Source organism: Porticoccus litoralis (assembly GCF_030676955.1).
In the GTDB taxonomy this organism is placed as follows: Bacteria; Pseudomonadota; Gammaproteobacteria; order Pseudomonadales; family Porticoccaceae; genus Porticoccus; species Porticoccus litoralis.
In genome coordinates, this window is record NZ_JAUUUU010000001.1 from 288645 (window position 1) to 307757 (window position 19113).

Below are 19113 nucleotides of genomic sequence, written 5' to 3' on the forward strand. Positions count from 1 at the left end.
TATTGAACTGTCATAATGGCCCCCTATGACCGACTTTCTTGATGACATTGCCTGGAATGAAGATGGCCTGCTACCGGCAGTAGCCCAGGACGCCAAATCCGGTCGTATTTTGATGGTCGCCTGGATGAACCGTGAAGCATTGAGCCTGACGGCCAAAGAACAGCGCGCCGTGTACTGGTCTCGATCCCGGCAAAAATTGTGGCGCAAGGGTGAAGAGTCAGGCCATGTGCAGACCGTCAGTGAGATTCGCCTCGACTGCGATGGTGATGTCATTGTTCTGCAAATCGAGCAGTTGGGCGGCATAGCCTGCCACACTGGTCGAGAATCATGCTTTTATAGGGTGCTCAAAGATGGTCAGTGGCACACCGTTGACCCGGTACTGAAAGATCCCGGAGAAATCTACTCATGAACGATGTACTGGAGAAACTCACCCAGGTTCTGGAAGACCGCAAGCAGGCCTCACCCGATGAATCCTATGTGGCCAGCCTGCACGAAAAAGGGCTAAACAAGATTCTTGAAAAAGTCGGTGAGGAAGCGGTGGAAACCATTCTTGCCGCACGGGATGTCGCTCAGGGAGCAGACGCCTCCAAACTCATCTACGAAACTGCAGATTTGTGGTTTCACTCACTGGTGATGCTTTCGCACTTGGGCGAAAATGCCGATTCGGTACTCCGTGAGCTGGAGCGCCGTTTCAATTTGTCCGGTCTGGAAGAAAAAGCCAGCCGGGGTTGACCAATTCGACGTAGGGGTAAATCTATATGGGTTTTGGCTGGCAGGAACTGTTGATTATTCTGGTGATCGTTGCTCTCATCTTCGGCACCAAAAAACTGAAGAACTTCGGCTCTGACCTTGGGGGTGCCGTTAAAGGCTTCAAGGACTCCGTGTCCAGTGACGGTGCGGATGCTGCCGGGGACAAACCCGCGGAGAATGAAACTGACGAAGTAAAAGACGTCAAAAAAGGCTCTTCGGAATGACCCTCCCCCAGGCGCACGATGGCTCACTCCGAGCCGGTGACTGAGCCATGTTTGATATCGGTTTCTCCGAACTGTTACTGATTGCAGCAGTGGCCTTAGTGGTGATGGGACCACAGCGCCTGCCCCAGGCCATGCGTACCCTCGCTCTGTGGTGGGGACGTGCCCGCCAGATGTTTGGCAACCTGCGACGGGACCTTGAAAACGAAGTGGGCATGGATGACATTCGCCGCCAGCTTCACAACGAAAAAATTCTTCGAGAACTCAAAGAAAGTACCGAGGCGTTCGAACGCTCCAAGGCCACTACTTTGGAAGATGTCTCTTCCAGCCCAGAAGGCAATGAAAACTCGACATCACCCAACGACAGCGAGACACCCCAGCAGGATCAGAAATGAGTAACGAGGAATTGCTCAACCAGCCCTTTATCGACCATATCATCGAACTGCGAAATCGCCTGGTACGTTGCCTGGTAGTGATTCTGCTGATTTTCGTCGGCTTATTTGCCTTTAGCAATGATCTTTACCTCTACATTTCCGAGCCGCTACGTGTACATCTGCCGGAATCGTCCACCATGATCGCCACCGATGTGGCCTCCCCTTTCCTGACCCCCTTCAAGTTGACCATGGTGTTATCCCTATTCGCCGCCATGCCCTTTATCCTTTACCAGGTATGGGCTTTTGTCGCCCCGGGGCTATACCGAAAAGAAAAGATAATTGTGCTACCACTGTTCTTTTCCAGCGTAGCGCTCTTCTATGGCGGGATGGCATTTGCCTATTACGTAGTATTTCCACTGGTATTTATGTTCTTCACCAGTATCGGTCCCGAAGGTGTTGCGGTGATGACCGATATTCGCAGCTACCTGGATTTTGTCCTGAAACTGTTTTTTGCCTTCGGTATCAGTTTTGAAATCCCCATCGGAGTCGTCATTCTCTCCTGGGTAGGAGCGATTGAGCCCGACAAACTGGCCGGTAAACGCCCTTACGTATTTGTGGTCTGCTTCGTGTTCGGCATGCTGCTGACACCACCAGACGTGCTTTCCCAAACACTGCTGGCTGTGCCCATGTGGCTACTGTTTGAAATCGGTATTTTCTTTGGGCGGATGGTGTACAACCCGCCAGAGGAAACTGCAGACACCGAATTGGCAATGCCAAGATCTGGGGACCAAGGATCACCCAGGGTGAAGAAATAGCCCAGGCGGTTAACTACATGCTGAGCCAGTTACCGTCTGATTCGTGATCTCAAACGGTATTGATAAGCTGGTTCTGGACCGCCTGCCACAGGCGGTCCATGGCCTGCTGCAACTCATAGACCTTTTCGGTATCGGGGTGTGGAAAATCACGACCGTACAGGCGCACTCCATCCATGGCGGGGTGTCCCCAGCCGGCATACTCCCAATCCAATAACACCAGACCTCGTTCCGTCTCAACAATATTTTCCGGCACCAGGTCGTGATGGCTGATCACCGGTTGCCAGTCTCCCTCATCCAGGGTTGCTGCCAATGCCACAACTGCAGCCCCATCCGGGAATGTATCCTCCAATTGCTGAAGGTAATTCTCGCAGTGCACCCGATAGCTGAATCGGGGCATGTATGCAGTAAATGTAATACCCTGCAGACGTTCTATTAACCGTGCCAATCGGCGCCTCAGGCCGGGTTGTTGCAAGGAATCTCTATGCCACTGCCTGCCATCGACAAACTCCGTGACCAGCACCTCCTGTGAGGCAAACCAGATGCGGGGAACACATTCCAGGCTTTGCAATAACCGCAGCAGGCTCAGCTCTCGCTCCCGGTCAATGCCGAGGTTTGTACTATTGTGCGCATTGATACGCACCACTCCCAAGTGCGCACCACATTCCACCAGAAAGCTCTGATTGGTTCGCCCACCCTGAAGCGCTCTTATTAATCTAGGCTTGGCCGGCAAAGGTACCTGCCAGCGTTGCCAGTCAGACAGCGTCCGCTGGAGTTTCCTGTTGATATTGTCCGAAATAATGTTTTCTCCAGGTGAAGTAACCGATGACCACCAGCACCAGGTAAATGGCAAACAGCGCCGCTGTGAAAAACAGCGCCCGGTCCAGATAGAGGTAAATAGAAACCCCGTCAACGATGATCCAGTACAACCAGTTTTCGAGTATTTTTTTTGCCACCATATAGGTGGTCAGGACACTGCCCCAGGTCGTAAAAGAGTCCAGATACGGCCACTGGGCGTCGGTATTTATCTTCAACAGGTAGCCCGAAATGGCGGACAACAGCAGCACCCCCAGCAGCGCAAAGAGGTGATGGCGCATCCGCCAGCTGGAAATGGCCAGACCGCGGTGATTTTTTCCTCCCCGCTGCCACTGGTACCAGCCATAAACGGCCATGACCAGATAATAGACATTAAGCAGGGAGTCCATATAGAGCTTCACCCCGCCAAAAATCCAGATATAGATCGCCGTACCAAAAAAGGCACAATACCAGCAGAGGCTGTTCTCACGCATGGCCAACACCAGGTAGGCCAGTGACAAAAGTGCCGCGGCAAGCTCCAGATTCAGCCAGGGCGGCACCCTAGAGTGCCTCGTAACCGGGGATGACTTTCATCACGTAAACCGCCATGCCGTATTCTTCGCGACATGCCGCAATCGTATCCTGCACTGCCTGCATGGCCAGCTGGTACTCCCCCTGCACCACCGTGGAGGTTGGGAATGTCTCCACGGTCAACCCGGGGATGGTATTAATTTTCTCAATAAACCCGCGAATGGGAGGAATAAATTCCTCCCGGTTCGGGTACATGCTGACATCAATGGTGACTTGCATGTGCATTCCCTCCTAGAAACGGTATTTCGCTGTGGCTCCCACAATACGCGGCTCACCGAACTGATAGTAGGGTTCAGTGACGTAAAACTTGCGGGGATCGTTACCGAAACTGCCGAACCCACGTACTACCACATCACGATCTGCCAGATTTCTCCCCCACAGGGAAAAAGTCCACTGCGGCAAACTATAATCCAGCCGCGCATTGACCAGTTCATAACGGTTAGATTTGGCGTGGTGACGCGGTGACAGATAAAACGACTCCTTGCCCTCAACTTCAAGTCCGGCAGTTAGCCTGTCTGTCAGATCCACATCCACGCCGACAGCAAACTGATAGGACGGGGCATGAGCTTGCTCGTGACCACTCAAATCTTTGGGTACTGGATTTATTGAGTCTCGATCAACATCAACATGGGTATAACTTTCAAAGTCCTTGAAGGTGGCTCTGAGCAAACCCAGGCTACCGTGGAGCTGAACACGCTCGTCAGCCTGCCAGACAACTTCCAGTTCCGCGCCGTAGTTTTCCCCTCGGGCAGCATTGTCGTAGTAATCGGTGAAACTGCAGGGGCAGGATGAACCGGAAATCGGTATTACCAGTGATTGCTTGACCTGCATTTCACGACGTTTTTGAAAAAACAGTGCCAGTTGCAGCTGCAGGCGCCGTTCCAGCCAGTCACCCTTGATACCGGTTTCAAAGTTCCACAGGTATTCCGTATCAAAATCCCGGGCCGAGGGCTCCAGCGCGGGATCACTGTTCACACCACCGGCCTTGTAACCGCGGGACACCAGACCATAGAGCATGGTCTGCGGCGTCACATGGTATTCCAGGCCCAGGCGACCACCCCACAGGCGTTCGCTGTTGTCGTGATTGACCAGATCACTGTCCTCATATTCCGCATTGCGAAACTCCAGCCGCAATCCACTGGTGAGTTTCAGGTTATCCGTCAGCCAACTCCCCAGCTGACCATAGATCGCCCGGTTGCGGGTCTCGAAATCACTTTTGAAGTCCCCACTGGCATAGGTGTATTCCCGCAACAGGGATTCATCCTGAAACCGGTAATAAAACCCCAGCACCCAGTCCGTAGAATCGCGAAACAGGCGGCCATCGTCCTTGGAGACCAGGCGAATATCCACGGTACCGTTTTCGCGGTCACGGAGGTAACGGTCAAAGGAACTGTACGCCCAGCCATCACAGGGTTGGCCCGCACATATGTCGCTATAGGTCCAATCCTCGTCAAAACTGTATTCGAGATTGTTCTCGGCGTAGCTGACAAGGCCGATAACATCAAAACCCTGAAATCCGCGCCAGCTATTTTCAATCGCCAGTGCTGTGGACTCCTGACGATCCACACCCGGCTGATCTGACAACGTATGGCGGGTGTTATCCAATGAGAAATCGTCATAACCGTTGTCAGCATCCAGATAGAACGCCGTCAGATTGACCTGCCAGTCATCGCTGGCGCGCCAGTCTAGCTTGCCCCGGGCCGTCAGCTCGTCGAGGTTACTGGTATCGTGGCGGTTAAGATAATCGTTGTCGATATAGCCATCAGTGCGGTGACCCTGAACCGCCAGCCGGTAGCCCATTGACTCTGAAATCGGGCCACTCAATACCGCACTGGTGGTGCGGGTTTCGTATTCGGCGATGGTCGTCTCTACACTACCCTCAAAGATATCCGTGGGATCGTTGGAACGTATATTGATCAGGCCCGCCAGGGCGTTGGCACCGTACAGAGTGCCCTGCGGACCACGCAGAATCTCTATCTGCTGCAAATCGAGGGTGGTGGCGGCACCACCGACACCACTGAAATCTATGCCATCGATCAGCAAACCCACAGAAGGATTCATCGGCGCTACAAACTGACTGCGATCACCAATACCGCGAATCTGTACGTATTTTCCCCGTGACGAGCCGCTGGAAAAATTGACGTTGGGCGCCAGGTTCAGAATCTGTTCGATATGGGTGGCACCGCGACGTTCAATGGTCTTGTCGTCGATAACACTGATACTGCTTCCCGTTTCGAGCAACGACAGCCCCCGGAATTCAGCGGTGACCACCACCTCTTCCACGGCGGTTGCTGACAGGGCTTGTGTGGCGAATAGGCCACTGATAAAAAACAGCGCGCCGATGATGGCATCGGACTTTTTACAGAACTTCATGAAATTGAGCCTCTATAACAATGTTATGGAGACCCGGATATGGGAGGAGTGAACGTTTGAATTTTTGCGTCCTATCCCTACGCCGGTACTATCCGGATCAGGTTCAAAGGGTCCATCCGAAGATGTCTCAGGCTAATGCCACCCCTTAGGAAATGACGCATGCGATTGGCATGCGACGGTGCAATTTTACGCGAATGAACCGACCGCACAATGGTCGGAGCTAAATAATTTTTGAATAGCGGATTTCTGACCGGGACTGGTTGATGTAGGCATCAAAGGTCATGCAGATACGACGAATCAGCAGTCTCCCCGCCAGGGTCACACGGATGCCCGAGGCCGTTAACGCCACCAGGCCATCGGCCGCCATAGGCTGTAACTGTTCCAGCTCAGCAGCAAAATAGTCTTTAAAATCAATATCAAAACGGCATTCAATATCGACAAAATCCAGTTCAAACTGACAGATCAACTGTTTGATCACCTCTTGCCGCAACAGGTCGTCTGCACTTAATTCAAAGCCCCTCACCACCGGCAGGCGCCCGGCGTCGATGGCGCCCTGGTAGTCTTCAATCTGCTTGTGGTTCTGGGCAAAAACATTATCAATGGCGCTGATGGCCGACACCCCGAACGCCACTAGGTCACAACCCCCGTGGGTGGAATAACCCTGAAAATTTCTCTGCAACAATCCCTGCTGCTGGGCCACAGCCAGCTCATCATCGGGGCGGGCAAAATGATCCATACCGATGTACACATAACCGGCACCCAGCAAAACCTCGGTAATGCGTTCCATCATCAGAAGCTTTTCTTCAGCACTGGGCAGCGCCGATTCATCAATCTGTTTCTGCACTTTGAACAAGTGTGGCAGGTGGGCATAGTTGAACACTGAAAGTCGATCAGGGGCGAGATCAATAATACTCGCCAGAGTGCGTTCAAAGGTGTTCCAGGTCTGGTGCGGCAGCCCGTAGATCAGGTCCATACTGATGGAGTGGAATCCCTCATTTCTGCCCGCCTGTACCAGTTCCCTGACTTCCTCTACGGAGTTAAAGCGATTCACTGCCTGCTGTACGGTGGGGTCAAAATCCTGAATACCCATACTGAGGCGGTTGAAACCCAGCTCTCTCAGACAGCCGATAGTGGCAACATCCATATCTCCTGGATGAATTTCGATTGAATATTCCCCGCTGTCGTCTTCCAGCAGATTAAAGTGCTCACGGGTAGCCGCCATCAGCAGACGTTTTTCGTCATCGCTGATGTAGGTTGGCGTGCCACCACCCCAGTGCAATTGATGTACGGGTCGGGAACGGTCAAACAATGCACCCTGGCGGGCCACTTCTTCCATCAGGCGCTCCAGATAGGGCATGGCACGCTTGCGATTGGCGGTGATGATCTTATTGCAGGCACAGTAATAACAGACGGTGCTGCAGAACGGGATATGGAAATACAGAGACAGTGGTCTACCGGCGGCATTACTGCGCGTGATGGCCTGACGCAGATCGGCCTCGCCAAATTGATTATGGAATTGGGGGGCCGTCGGGTAAGAGGTATAACGGGGGCCGGACAGATCATAACGATCAATTAACTGTCGGTCCCACACCACGGAGCTGCTCGTCACTGAATAGGTTCCTGAATTGGGTTAAAAAACGCACAGTCTAACGTGCTTGAGCCGGGGGTAATTGATACCCATCAAGCAACCTGCCCACAGACCGGTTTGGCGCCCCGGCCGGCCAACCACTTTACTGCAGCTTTTACCGGGTCTTCTGCCACTACTTTAGCCGCAATCCCCATAGCTGAAAACCGTAGTAGACCAAGGTGTAACTGGCAAAGGCCCCATGTGGCCAGTATAATCCCGCCACTTCGTAAAGCAGCTTCACAAACCGCTAGAAAAGAGAACACGAAACATGAGCTACAACAAAATTCCCGCTGGCAACGACCTGCCAACTGATATCAATGTGGTTATCGAAATTCCCGCCAACCACGACCCGATCAAATACGAAATCGACAAAGACAGCGACGCTATTTTTGTTGACCGTTTTGTCGCTACGCCCATGTTCTACCCAGCCAACTATGGCTACATCCCGCAAACACTGTCTGAAGACGGTGATCCCCTGGATGTACTGGTCGTGACACCTTACCCGGTAATGCCAGGCTCCGTGATTCGCAGCCGCGCCATCGGTGTTCTCAACATGACCGATGAATCCGGTGTCGACGCCAAACTGCTGGCCGTACCGCACACCAAGCTGACCAAGCTTTATGATCATGTTCAGGAAATCGGTGACCTACCGGAACTGCTCATCAACCAGATCAAGCATTACTTTGAAAACTACAAAGCCCTGGAAGCAGGCAAATGGGTGAAAGTCGACGGCTGGGATAACGCTGAAGCAGCCCGCTCTGAAATCACGGCTTCCCGCGAGCGCTACCTGAAAGAAGAAGGCTGATAGGTTTACCCACAACCTTCTCCAAAAAACCCGGCAATTGCCGGGTTTTTTATGCCTTCACGGAGTGGGCTTTACGCGGCCCTGGAAACCCGATCCCGTTCCCAGTCCAATATCGCCCTTTTGCGCTCCACGCCCCAGCGGTAGCCCCCGAGGCCGCCATCACTGCGTACCACCCGGTGGCAGGGAATGAAATAAGCAATGGGGTTTGCGCCAATGGCATTGGCCACAGCACGCACAGCTTTAGGACGGTCGATGGCGTCTGCTATTACCTGGTACGTAGTTGTCATCCCAAGGGGAATCTCCAACAGCGCCTGCCAGACCTGACGCTGGAAAGCCGTACCCTGAACATCGAACTGTTCCACTGTCGTGGCCGGCTCACTCATCAATGAGGCGAACACAGCCTGCGCTCGCCCATCCGCACGTTGACACCCTGCCAGAGTTACACCCTGTGCCGTATCTTCAAACCAGAGACGTTGGATGCCCTGCCGACTACCGACCAATAACGCCCCACCCATTGGCGTGACCACACTACCCCAGTACAAATCCATTCTTTGCCTCCTAGCCGTCATGGTTGCTCGCTGCTAACCACATTGCTGTGAACGCCTGTCACACCATTGGCAATCAATCAGGGTTTCAGTTTAACGCGCTTCACCTTCACCTGCTCGCTTTCACAGAGCGTTTATTTCCCCAAAAACACCCGTCCATTGAGCCACGATCTAACCTCTCTATTCCCGCGCAAGATTGGATGATTGAGAAGACGAAGGCGAATACTCGGCACTCCTAGCCAGGGACCTGCCAGTGTTCTGGATATCTTCGACCGGAGAGGCAAACCCGACACTTGGGAAAAACGTACAGTTGGCTCATCAATCTGGATGGCATGCTGTGTCCAGATTCTCCCAAGGCCCCAAATGTCGGGGCTTTTTTTATTTTAATTTCACTCTCTCTCGCCAGGATTTTCAGGCCACACTATAGTGATAGAAACAGCTTTATTGACCGGGAGATAAACTGTGACAGAAATAACCGATCGTGTGCTGGTTATCGGTTCCGTCACTATCGACAACATCGTCTCCGTGGCCCAGGAAGCCATTGAGCGTATTTCCCTACACAATGGGGAAACGTCTTTCCTGCTGTTGGAACAGGGACGAAAAGTGGAAGCGGAAAGCATTTCCAGCCACGTGGGAGGGGGAGCAGCCAATGTTGCCGTGTCCATGGCCAGGCAGGGACTGGCCGTGGATGTACTGGCCCTGGCCGGCGATGACCTGAACGGCAGGAAAATATACCAGCGTCTTATCGACGAGGGCGTGGGTGTCGACTACTTTTTCACCCAACCAGACTGGCAGTCCGGCAATTCAATCCTGATCTATTCCCACGATAAAAACGCCGCCTTATTCACCAAGCGCGGTGAAAACAGTGGAATTGAAGGGCAACTACCGCATATCGATTTCAGTCGCTATCGGTTGGTCTATGTGGGTTGCCTTTCCAGTCTTTCCCGCCACGCCCTGCCCCGCATTGTGGAACTGGCTAAAAGCGCTGGCTGTCTGGTGGCACTGAATCCCTGCATGGGCAGAGACGAGGAATCCATCGAGCAGTTTCTGAGTGTGGCGGAAGATATTGACTACCTGTCACTCAACAAGCAGGAAACCATTGACCTGTTGTCCCTGACCCACAGGAGGCTGTATACCAAACTCCCCCTGTTGGCGACAGACATCGAAATAAAACCACCGCTGATGCGATCAGGCCTGCATGTCAATGATTACTGGTTGCCCCTCAACGATGTGATGTCGATGATCTGCAGCACCGGACCACGCTTCTTTTCCCTCACCGATGGCGGCGATGGCGCTTACCTGTTCGACAGCAAACAGTTACTTTACTGCCCTGCGGCTCTAATAGAACCCAAGGGTACCGCTGGGGCCGGAGATGCTTTTGCCTCGACCATCGTGGCGCAACTGCTCGAAGGCAACGACTCCGCAAAAGCGCTTTGGGTTGCCACGAAAAATGCTGCCAGTGTGGTGGCCCATATAGATACTCAAACTGGACTTTTAACGCTGAGAGACATTGAGCAACTCCTGGCAACTGAAAATACTGGGCAAACAGTCATCCGTATTGGCAAAACGGTAGTGCCAGATGAAAACAGGGCTTTTTAGAGATCACCTGACAAATAATAAATGCCATAAAAAAAGCCCGCTCTGCGGGCTTTTTTCGGTGAGAGCTGCTGAACCGGCAGTTAGCGGATCAGCCGATTCTCAATCAGGTCATCAACCACAGATGGATCAGCCAGGGTGGAAGTATCACCCAGGTTCTCCAATTCATTGGCGGCAATCTTGCGCAGGATACGGCGCATGATTTTACCGGAACGGGTTTTGGGCAAACCCGGCGCCCAGTGAATGTAATCCGGCTTGGCAATAGGGCCGATTTCCTTCACACAGATGCTGATGAGTTCCTTGCGGAGTTCATCAGAGGGTTCCTCACCACTCATCAGGGTGACATAGGCATAAATACCCTGACCCTTGATATCGTGTGGGCAACCCACCACGGCAGCCTCAGCCACTTTGGGGTGCAGTACCAGCGCACTTTCCACTTCGGCCGTTCCCATACGGTGACCGGAAACATTGAGCACATCATCGACACGACCGGTAATCCAGTAGTGACCATCCTCATCACGGCGGGCACCGTCACCGGTAAAGTAATAGCCCTTGAATGCCGAGAAATAGGTTTCCTGATAGCGGCCCATATCGCCATACACACCACGAATCTGTGAGGGCCAGGAGGCCTTGATGGCCAGGTTACCCTCACCGGGGCCTTCTATTTCCTTGCCGTCGGTATCCAGCAACACAGGCTGTACTCCAAAGAAAGGTACTGTGGCGCAACCGGGCTTCATGTCGATGGCTCCGGGCAAAGGCGTCAACATATGAGCTCCGGTTTCTGTCTGCCACCAGGTATCAACAATAGGGCAACGCTCCTCGCCAACCACCTTGTAATACCACTCCCAGGCTTCCGGGTTAATGGGTTCACCCACCGTGCCCAACAAACGCAGGGAGCTGCGATCGGTGTTTGTAACAAATTCGTCGCCCGCACCCATCAGGGAGCGGATGGCAGTGGGCGCGGTATAGAAAATATTAACCTTGTGTTTTTCTACCACCTGCCAGAAACGCGAAGCATCGGGATAGGTAGGGACCCCCTCGAAAATCAGGGTAATGGCTCCATTACATAGAGGGCCGTACACAATGTAGCTGTGGCCTGTGACCCAGCCGACATCAGCGGTACACCAGTAAACATCGCCTTCTTTGTAGTCGAAAACGTATTTATGGGTCATTGCCGCCTGTAACAGGTAACCGGCGGTAGTGTGCAACACGCCTTTCGGTTTGCCGGTTGAACCAGAGGTATAAAGGATAAACAACGGATCCTCGGCATCCATGTGTTCCGGCGGACAGTAATCCTTGGCCTCGGCGATGGCCTCGTGGTACCAGACATCGCGCTTTTCATTCCATTCCACCAGACCACGGGTTCTCTCCACAACAATACAGGTGTGAACATTCGGACAGTGACGTAATGCCGCATCGGCATTGGCTTTCAGGGGGACTTTTTTACCACCACGCAGGCCTTCATCGGAGGTGATGACCACCTGGCAGTCGGAGTCCAGAATACGATCTTTCAGGGCATCGGGAGAAAAGCCACCAAACACCACCGAGTGCACAGCACCAATGCGCGCGGTAGCCAACATGGCATACACCGCTTCCTGGATCATTGGCATGTAGATACAGACGCGATCACCGCGCTTTACACCCCGTGACTTGAGCACATTGGCCAGCTTGTTGACCTGTTCGCTCAGTTCGTTATAAGTGATATAGGCGCTCTCTTCAGGGTCATCACCCTCCCAGATAATCGCTGTTTGATCACCTTTCGTGGCCAGGTGTCGGTCGATACAGTTCACCGTGACATTCAGCTTGCCATCGGTAAACCAGCTCGCCTCTCCCGTCATGAAATCAAAGGTATTGATCTCACTCCAGGGACTCTCCCAATCAATGAATTTCTTCGCCTGTTCAGCCCAGAAAACCTCGGGCTCTTCAATCGAGCACCGATACATTTCATGGTAAGTCTCGTTATCAATGTGGGCTTCGCTGGCGAAATCGCCGGGGACGGGGCGAACATTAGTGTCAGACATGGAATCCTCCCTTACTTATATATGTTCTATAGGATTCAGAGTAATGGAGGTCAAGCCTAGCATCTATTCGACCTTTGCATAACAAGCGTCAGCAAAAGGGAGGATATAACAGCCATTCAGAGAAAAAAGTGGTTATAAAATAAGCTAACTGTAAAACATCGCAGGCAGTTGACTTAACTTGCCGGGTTGTCTGCCAAAACGGTGGCTCACCTGAGCGAGAAACAACTCTGCCGTGGACACGGCATCGACCAACGCATTATGGGCATGGTAATCCGGCAAATTGTAGCGGCGGCGAGATTCCGACAGACGCAGGCTCTGGCCGTGCTGGCCGTTGCTGTTTCGCTGCAAACGCTGGTCTTCCAGAGCCATGGTATCTACCACAGGGACCAGTAAGGGTATTCCGTAAACTGCCTTACAGGCCTGTTGCAGAAAGCCCATGTCCAGGGTGGCGCAATGCAACAGCATCACCCGTCCCTGCAGAGCAGATAAAAAGGAATCCATGGCCTCGCGCAGGGTGCCCGCCTGCAAGATATCCCGATCGTGGATGCCGTGAATCACAGCACTTTGCCCAACGCCCTGATCACTCCTTACCAGGCGATGGCAGGCACCGCTGAGTAAGACCCGAAAGCCGTCCACTGGTACATAACCAATGCTGAGAATATGGTCGGTGCCGGCATCCATTCCTGTCATTTCAAGATCCACCGCCAGAAAGCCTGTCTGGCGAATCTCACAACGAAGATCCGGCAACTCACCCCGCAGGTAATTGTGCATCGCCGACTCGGGGCATTTCGCCAGCAACTGTCGCTGTCGCCAGCGGGTAGTCCAACGACCCAGCATTACATTAACCCATGGGTGAATTTAACCCGAAGTGCTGACTGTGCATTGTTGACCACCGCAAAGGCATCCCTCAACTGGTGACGGGACAGGGAGGAGAACGTTGACGGGTTCAGGTGGTTGTCCGGTTTCACACCATCGCGAAGCTGTTCCCCCTGGTGCACCAGACGCAGACGTGAAATAAATTCATGGGCATCGGTGAGGTTGCGGGAATCCTTGAGCGTCAGCAACTTGCTGGAAACCGCTTCCTGTAGTCGCTCCAGGGTATGAACCTGACGGGAACCTATCGACAGGGCGTAAATCCGCGCAATATCGTTAATGGGCATGATCCCCCGCAGTTTCACATCCAGGGTGTTTTTATGTTCACCACTGTGTTCCACCACAAAGTTCTTAAAGAATCCCATGGGCGGGGTTAACTTCAAGGCATTGGCCGTCAGGTTGGCGAGAAAAATTTCATTGCCGCGAGCGGCATCGCAAACCGTGGCCTGCAGATCATCGAAAAGTGATTGATCGCCATACACACAGCGCATATCGAAAAAAATGCTGGCATGCATTAATGCTTTTGAAGAGGGCTGGTTTATCCACCGCAAAAACTGTTTTTTCCACCCCACCAGGGGCTGCCGCCAATCCGGGGTCGAAGCCATGATCTCGCCCGGACAGTACTTGTAACCACAGGCATCCAGGCCATCATTGACATAATTGGCAACAGCAAGGAAATACTCGTCATCGCCCTGGGTGACCGCATCTCCGACCAGCATGCCATTATCCTGATCTGAGATCGCTGTCTGATCCCTGCGCCCCAGGGAACCGAAAGCCAACCAGGCAAATGGCACCGGAGGCTCGCCGTATTTCTCAACTGCCTGCTTGATCAACTGTCGAGTCAGTGCATCGGTCACCGTGGTCAAAAGCCGACCTATCTGATCCGCACTTGCTTCAGCACGAATCAGGCTGCGCAACAACTCGGGAATATCCCGGGATACACCTTTCAGACCCTCCACACTATCCTGGTGCCCGATTTCACCGATAAGATAAACCGGATCTGCCTTCTGCGCTTTCACCAGATCAGTCGTGGTTAGCATGGCCACCGGTTGGCCATCGGCGGTGACCGGCAAGTGGTGAATATTGTGCTCGGTCATGAGCAGCAGGGCTTCAAAGACCAGGCTCTCTGCTGAAACACTGGTAAGCTCCCGGGTCATAATTTCCGACAGGGGTGTCTCTGGGCCGCGTTTCTCCGCCACCACCCTCGCCCGCAAATCCCGGTCGGTCACAAGGCCACACAGCTGCTGGCGCTCATCGATAACCATCACCGAACTTACCCGTTGGGCGGTCATTATTTCTGCCACCTCAGCTACCGTCAGGTCAGGCCGTGCAGTGACAGGTTCGCGGGACGACAGGTCACCAACGCGGCGGGTCAACTGATAATTCTGTTCACGAAAACGCACTGCATGCCGCAGGCGCTTGGCATGGGCCTGATTAAAAAATCGATCAAACGACCGGTTCACCGAACGCAACTGCTGAAAGGTGTCCGCGTCAATCTGGTACAGTAAACCGTCTTCAATAACCACTGCCTGGTTGGTAATGGCATCACCTGTCAGCAATGACGGATATCCAAAATAGCCACCTGGCTCTACCCGGTCCAGCAGCTCTCCTTCGCCGTTACGAACCTCAAAAGCCCCGCTGCGCACGATCAACAATTTCGGGTTGGAGTAATCGAGAATCCCCGTGGATTCCCCGGCGCGATAGTAGGCAATCTGCACGTGACCTGCAGCCAGTGTCAGGTGTTCTTCCGACAGTTCATTAAAGGGTGTGCACTCGGCCAGGAAATCCCGAACCGCCGCCACTTCGACACTCACAGTCATAACTGCATACCTTCATTTACACACGCCTACAATAACTCTAAAGGTAGACTTACAACTTGATACGGGGCAATTAGGCTAAGGTGGAAGACTGGTAATACTTCTGGTATCAGTAGATCATTAATTGAAGCCGATTGTACACTTGGACTCGAGACCAGAACGTACCATCGTCGGTCAATTCATGGAGGATGTCATGACATGGGGTATTTAGCAGCTATTTTCCTCACCATAAGTGCGTTAATTGTATTCTTCCCTGTATTCAGGAATATCAAAAAAGAGTTGGAACAGATACATAATGAAGCTTTGGATAAGATGGATCACTTTCTCCAAGAAATAGACAACCCTACTGCATTTACCTTCTACACTAACAAGCACCCCTATGTCTGGTGCAAAACAAACTTAAAAGACATACAAATGGAATTGCAGAAAACCAAGTATTCGCGGCAACTAGACCCAAGACGCTTTACCATCAAAATTGACCATGAAAAAAAACTGGCCTATTTCGTACAGCATCCTTTCGATGAAACTTTTGATTGGGATAACGTCAAACTTGTTCATTATGAAGAGTGGATAAAGAACAAAAAGCCCATCTCTGAGGAAAGAAAAAGCTAAGCTCTTTTTCTGAACATTCTAAAAGGAGCTGGTAAAACAACCTGTACGCGATTGTCCTGCATTGGTGTCAACCTAGGTTATAGAATGGCAATCTTATCTATATCTCCCACAATTTCGATCCCCGATGACGAAATCGAATGCTCGGCAATTCGGGCACAAGGTGCCGGCGGCCAGAACGTCAACAAGGTCTCGTCTGCCATTCATCTGCGTTTTGATATCCACGCTTCTTCCCTGCCCGAAGCCTACAAGCAGAGATTACTGGACTTCAAAGACAAACGTATCAGCAGCGACGGTATTGTGGTTATCAAGGCCCAGCAGTTTCGCACCCAGGAAAAAAACCGTACTGATGCCTTACAGCGGTTACAAGCTCTGATCGAAGAAGCCACCCGTGTACAGAAAACCCGGATTCCAACCAAGGCCAGCAAGGCTTCAAAACAAAAGCGCATGGACAGTAAAACTCGTCGGGGGCAAACCAAGGCTCTGCGTGGCAAAGTCCTTGACTGATGTTTTTTGCTCACTCTTGGGCCCCTCGAAGATATGGGGTTTGCTCTATATCAAATCCCTCCGTTTTTTGACAACAAACAAATAATTTTGGGACTAAACTGATAGCAATAAACGCTCGTAGAAATAAACAGACAACACCACAAACAAGGATAATTCGATGGATATCAAGACATTTGCCGATTTGATCGACTGGACCCGCCAACTCCACGACCACCTGGCCAAGTGCCTATCACACGGCGCGGAGAAACATCGGCAGGAAGGTGCCAAGTTGTTGCTCGAATATCTGTCAGACCACGAAGCCAAAATTGCCAAAATGGTGGAGAGCTTTGAAGAAAAAGCAGATACCAAAGCCATGCACACTTATGTTTACGACTACCTTTCCCACAAACCCATAGACATCAGTGAAAGCTGCAACATGGCATTTGAATCCCTGGATTACGACAGCATCTGTATGGAGGTGTTTAATTTCCACGAGCAGGTCATGGACCTGTACCGCACGTTGATGGGCAAAGCAGAAACCAATGCCGTCAGGGAATTACTTGAATCTCTGCTGGCCATGGAAAAACATGAGGCCATGCGCCTGGCCAGTCAAACAGGGCGTATGCACGACCTGTAATCTTGCCAAGACAATTGTCCAGTGAAGTTCTGAAGAGAGGCAGCACTTCACTGGACAGACCGTAGCCCGGCTAAGCCTTTTATTTGCCCACTTGGAAGCCGTCACCAATTAGTATCCGTCCAAAAAAAAGGCCGCCCTATGGGCGGCCATTTTGCAGTGGCGAGTTATCACCTGAACATTAATGTCCCTGGGCTTCTCCAGCGCCTTTCGGATAGCGCAGGCTTTCCACCATATCTTCGATATGTTGGGGAGCTTCACCGGTCATTTTCTGTACGGCGAAGGCAGCCAGGAAGTTAAAGATCATACCCAGTGTGCCAATGCCCTCTGGTGAGATACCGAACCACCAGTTATCCGGGGTGTTGGCCGCAGGATTGATGAACTTAAAGTAGACGATGTAGGCCGCCGTGAAGGTAATACCTGTGAGCATGCCGGCAATCGCACCTTCCTTGTTCATCCGCTTGTGGAATATGCCGAGGATGATGGCGGGGAAGAAGCTGGACGCTGCCAACCCGAAGGCAAATGCCACCACCTGTGCCACAAAGCCCGGCGGGTGAATACCCAAATAAGCTGCCACAGAGATACCACATGCTGCGGCAATACGGGCATACATCAACTCCTGCTTATCCGAAATATTGGGCATCAGATTTCGTTTCAACAGGTCATGGGATATTGAGGTGGAGATCACCAACAACAGACCCGCTGAAGTCGACAGCGCCGCTGCCACACCACCTGCCGCTACCAGGGCAATTACCCAAGCCGGGAGATTAGCGATTTCAGGATTAGCCAATACCATGATGTCGCGGTCGATTTTCATCTCATTGCGGTCATCACCGGAGTAGAACATACGACCATCGCCGTTTTTGTCTTCCCAGCCAATCAGGCCGGTTTGCTGCCAGTTGCTGATCCAGCTCGGCGCTTCCTCGTAGACCACACCCTGGCCATCGGAACCGTTGATGGTTTCGATCATATTCACGCGGGCAAAAGAAGCAACAGCGGGAGCAGTGGTGTACAAAATGGCAATGAACACCAGCGCCCAGCCGGCTGAACGACGAGCATCAGCCACTTTCGGCACAGTAAAGAAGCGAACGATCACATGGGGCAGACCTGCAGTACCCACCATCAGAGCGAAGGTGATGAAGAACACGTCGATCATACTCTTATTGCCCGAGGTATATTCTGTGAAGCCCAACTCCGTCGATAGCCCGTTGAGCTTGTCGAGCAAGTAAGTACCTGAGCCATCCGCCAGAGTGTCACCGAAGCCCAGCTGCGGAACAGGGTTACCTGTCATCAGCATGGAGATGAATACGGCAGGCACCAGGTAGGCAAAGATCAATACACAGTACTGAGCTACCTGGGTATAGGTAATGCCTTTCATACCGCCGAGTACCGCGTAGAAGAACACCACACACATACCCAGCAATACGCCGGTGACGATATCCACTTCCAGGAAGCGGGAGAACACCACACCCACACCGCGCATCTGTCCCGCCACATAAGTGAACGACACGAAGATGGCACAGATCACGGCCACAGTTCTAGCCGTTTGTGAATAGTAGCGGTCGCCGATAAAGTCCGGCACCGTAAACTTGCCGAATTTACGCAGGTAAGGTGCAAGGCAAAGTGCCAGCAGAACATAACCGCCGGTCCAGCCCATCAGGTAAACACCACCGTCATAACCCATGAAGGAGATCAGCCCCGCCATGGAGATAAACGATGCTGCCGACATCCAGTCAGCTGCCGTCGCCATACCATTTGCCACGGGCGGAACACCCCCACCGGCCACGTAGAACTCCTTGGTCGAACCGGCACGAGCCCAGATCGCGATCCCGATATAGAGAGCGAAACTGAGGCCTACCAGTAAAAAAGTCCAGCCTTGAATATCCATGATCACTCCCCTTTACTCTTCGTCTTCGTGGACGTTGTACTTGCGATCCAGCGCTTTCATCTTCTTCACGTAGACGAAGATCAGAATCACAAATACGTAGATGGAACCCTGTTGGGCAAACCAGAAGCCGAGCTTGAAGCCGAAAATCTTGATGGCGTTCAGTGGCTCAACCAGCAGGATGCCAAACCCGAATGAAACAGCGAACCAAATCACCAGTAGGGTCACCAGCAAACGCAGGTTTTCCTTCCAGTAAGCTTTGGCATGTTCGTCAGTTTGGAAACTCATTGTCTTTCCTC

General features: G+C 52.4%; 21 protein-coding genes and 1 riboswitch. Of the genes, 10 read left to right on the top strand and 11 right to left on the bottom strand.

What is annotated here, in order from left to right; all coding sequences use genetic code 11:
* The first annotated feature begins 25 nt into the window (after nt 1-25).
* Genes hisI through tatC form a run of 5 tightly spaced genes read left to right on the top strand, consistent with a single transcriptional unit; the run spans nt 26 to nt 2160 of the window.
* Entirely contained in the window at nt 26-409 is a 384-nt protein-coding gene (hisI, locus tag Q8A57_RS01460) for a phosphoribosyl-AMP cyclohydrolase (RefSeq protein ID WP_305169147.1), read from the top strand.
* Complete coding sequence (locus tag Q8A57_RS01465) at nt 406-732, top strand: phosphoribosyl-ATP diphosphatase (protein WP_305169148.1); 327 nt, start codon at nt 406-408, stop codon at nt 730-732. Before hisI ends, Q8A57_RS01465 begins: the two co-directional genes overlap by 4 nt.
* Nucleotides 733-758: 26 nt before the next feature.
* On the top strand, nt 759-974 hold the full coding sequence (locus tag Q8A57_RS01470) for a Sec-independent protein translocase subunit TatA (RefSeq protein WP_305169149.1): 216 nt from the start codon (nt 759-761) through the stop codon (nt 972-974).
* A 47-nt stretch (nt 975-1021) separates the two neighbouring features.
* Nucleotides 1022-1366, top strand: coding sequence for a Sec-independent protein translocase protein TatB (tatB, locus tag Q8A57_RS01475; protein WP_305169150.1), 345 nt, complete (start codon nt 1022-1024; stop codon nt 1364-1366).
* Nucleotides 1363-2160 (top strand): twin-arginine translocase subunit TatC, encoded by a 798-nt coding sequence (gene tatC / locus Q8A57_RS01480; protein ID WP_305169151.1) that lies wholly within the window; start codon nt 1363-1365, stop codon nt 2158-2160. Before tatB ends, tatC begins: the two co-directional genes overlap by 4 nt.
* Nucleotides 2161-2209: 49 nt before the next feature.
* Here tatC and Q8A57_RS01485 read toward each other — a convergent pair whose 3' ends face one another.
* From Q8A57_RS01485 to hemN, 5 genes are all read right to left on the bottom strand, one after another.
* Nucleotides 2210-2890: a phosphotransferase gene (locus Q8A57_RS01485; RefSeq protein WP_305169152.1), complete on the bottom strand. Its 681-nt coding sequence runs from the start codon at nt 2888-2890 to the stop codon at nt 2210-2212.
* A 22-nt stretch (nt 2891-2912) separates the two neighbouring features.
* Nucleotides 2913-3512 carry a nicotinamide riboside transporter PnuC gene (pnuC, locus tag Q8A57_RS01490; RefSeq protein WP_305169153.1) on the bottom strand — a complete coding sequence of 200 codons (600 nt, stop codon included), beginning with the start codon at nt 3510-3512 and terminating at the stop codon, nt 2913-2915.
* 1 nt (nt 3513) lies between these two features.
* Complete coding sequence (locus Q8A57_RS01495) at nt 3514-3762, bottom strand: hypothetical protein (RefSeq protein WP_305169154.1); 249 nt, start codon at nt 3760-3762, stop codon at nt 3514-3516.
* Nucleotides 3763-3774: 12 nt separating this feature from the next.
* On the bottom strand, nt 3775-5916 hold the full coding sequence (locus Q8A57_RS01500; RefSeq protein ID WP_305169155.1) for a TonB-dependent receptor: 2142 nt from the start codon (nt 5914-5916) through the stop codon (nt 3775-3777).
* 57 nt (nt 5917-5973) lie between these two features.
* A riboswitch (TPP riboswitch) is annotated at nt 5974-6072 on the bottom strand.
* A 64-nt stretch (nt 6073-6136) separates the two neighbouring features.
* Nucleotides 6137-7525, bottom strand: a complete 1389-nt coding sequence (gene hemN / locus Q8A57_RS01505; RefSeq protein WP_305169156.1) for an oxygen-independent coproporphyrinogen III oxidase — start codon at nt 7523-7525, stop codon at nt 6137-6139.
* A 286-nt stretch (nt 7526-7811) separates the two neighbouring features.
* Here hemN and ppa point away from each other — a divergent pair, with 286 nt between their 5' ends.
* Nucleotides 7812-8348, top strand: coding sequence for an inorganic diphosphatase (gene ppa / locus Q8A57_RS01510; protein WP_305169157.1), 537 nt, complete (start codon nt 7812-7814; stop codon nt 8346-8348).
* Between the two features lie 71 nt (nt 8349-8419).
* Here ppa and Q8A57_RS11105 read toward each other — a convergent pair whose 3' ends face one another.
* On the bottom strand, nt 8420-8896 hold the full coding sequence (locus tag Q8A57_RS11105; protein ID WP_369427754.1) for a methylated-DNA--[protein]-cysteine S-methyltransferase: 477 nt from the start codon (nt 8894-8896) through the stop codon (nt 8420-8422).
* A 459-nt stretch (nt 8897-9355) separates the two neighbouring features.
* On the opposite strand from Q8A57_RS11105, the gene Q8A57_RS01520 reads away from it, so the two are divergent.
* Entirely contained in the window at nt 9356-10492 is a 1137-nt protein-coding gene (locus Q8A57_RS01520) for a carbohydrate kinase family protein (RefSeq protein WP_305169158.1), read from the top strand.
* A gap of 80 nt (nt 10493-10572) precedes the next feature.
* On the opposite strand, the gene acs is transcribed toward Q8A57_RS01520, so the two are convergent.
* The 3 genes from acs to Q8A57_RS01535 form a co-directional block, all read right to left on the bottom strand.
* Nucleotides 10573-12510: an acetate--CoA ligase gene (gene acs / locus Q8A57_RS01525; protein WP_305169159.1), complete on the bottom strand. Its 1938-nt coding sequence runs from the start codon at nt 12508-12510 to the stop codon at nt 10573-10575.
* A gap of 144 nt (nt 12511-12654) precedes the next feature.
* A complete protein-coding gene (locus tag Q8A57_RS01530; protein WP_305169160.1) occupies nt 12655-13347 on the bottom strand; it encodes an exonuclease domain-containing protein in 693 nt (230 codons plus the stop codon).
* Nucleotides 13347-15203, bottom strand: coding sequence for a DUF294 nucleotidyltransferase-like domain-containing protein (locus tag Q8A57_RS01535; protein WP_305169161.1), 1857 nt, complete (start codon nt 15201-15203; stop codon nt 13347-13349). The genes Q8A57_RS01530 and Q8A57_RS01535 overlap by 1 nt, the downstream gene beginning before the upstream one ends.
* A 195-nt stretch (nt 15204-15398) precedes the next feature.
* Here Q8A57_RS01535 and Q8A57_RS01540 point away from each other — a divergent pair, with 195 nt between their 5' ends.
* The 3 genes from Q8A57_RS01540 to Q8A57_RS01550 all read left to right on the top strand — a co-directional run bounded on the left by Q8A57_RS01540 (nt 15399) and on the right by Q8A57_RS01550 (nt 16932).
* A complete protein-coding gene (locus Q8A57_RS01540) occupies nt 15399-15812 on the top strand; it encodes a hypothetical protein (RefSeq protein WP_305169162.1) in 414 nt (137 codons plus the stop codon).
* A gap of 84 nt (nt 15813-15896) precedes the next feature.
* A complete protein-coding gene (gene arfB, locus Q8A57_RS01545; protein WP_439651636.1) occupies nt 15897-16316 on the top strand; it encodes an alternative ribosome rescue aminoacyl-tRNA hydrolase ArfB in 420 nt (139 codons plus the stop codon).
* Nucleotides 16317-16473: 157 nt separating this feature from the next.
* Nucleotides 16474-16932 carry a hypothetical protein gene (locus tag Q8A57_RS01550; RefSeq protein WP_305169163.1) on the top strand — a complete coding sequence of 153 codons (459 nt, stop codon included), beginning with the start codon at nt 16474-16476 and terminating at the stop codon, nt 16930-16932.
* A gap of 178 nt (nt 16933-17110) precedes the next feature.
* On the opposite strand, the gene Q8A57_RS01555 is transcribed toward Q8A57_RS01550, so the two are convergent.
* Both Q8A57_RS01555 and Q8A57_RS01560 read right to left on the bottom strand, forming a co-directional pair.
* On the bottom strand, nt 17111-18817 hold the full coding sequence (locus tag Q8A57_RS01555) for a sodium:solute symporter family protein (protein ID WP_305169164.1): 1707 nt from the start codon (nt 18815-18817) through the stop codon (nt 17111-17113).
* 12 nt (nt 18818-18829) lie between these two features.
* Complete coding sequence (locus Q8A57_RS01560) at nt 18830-19102, bottom strand: DUF4212 domain-containing protein (protein ID WP_305169165.1); 273 nt, start codon at nt 19100-19102, stop codon at nt 18830-18832.
* Between the last annotated feature and the right edge of the window lie 11 nt (nt 19103-19113).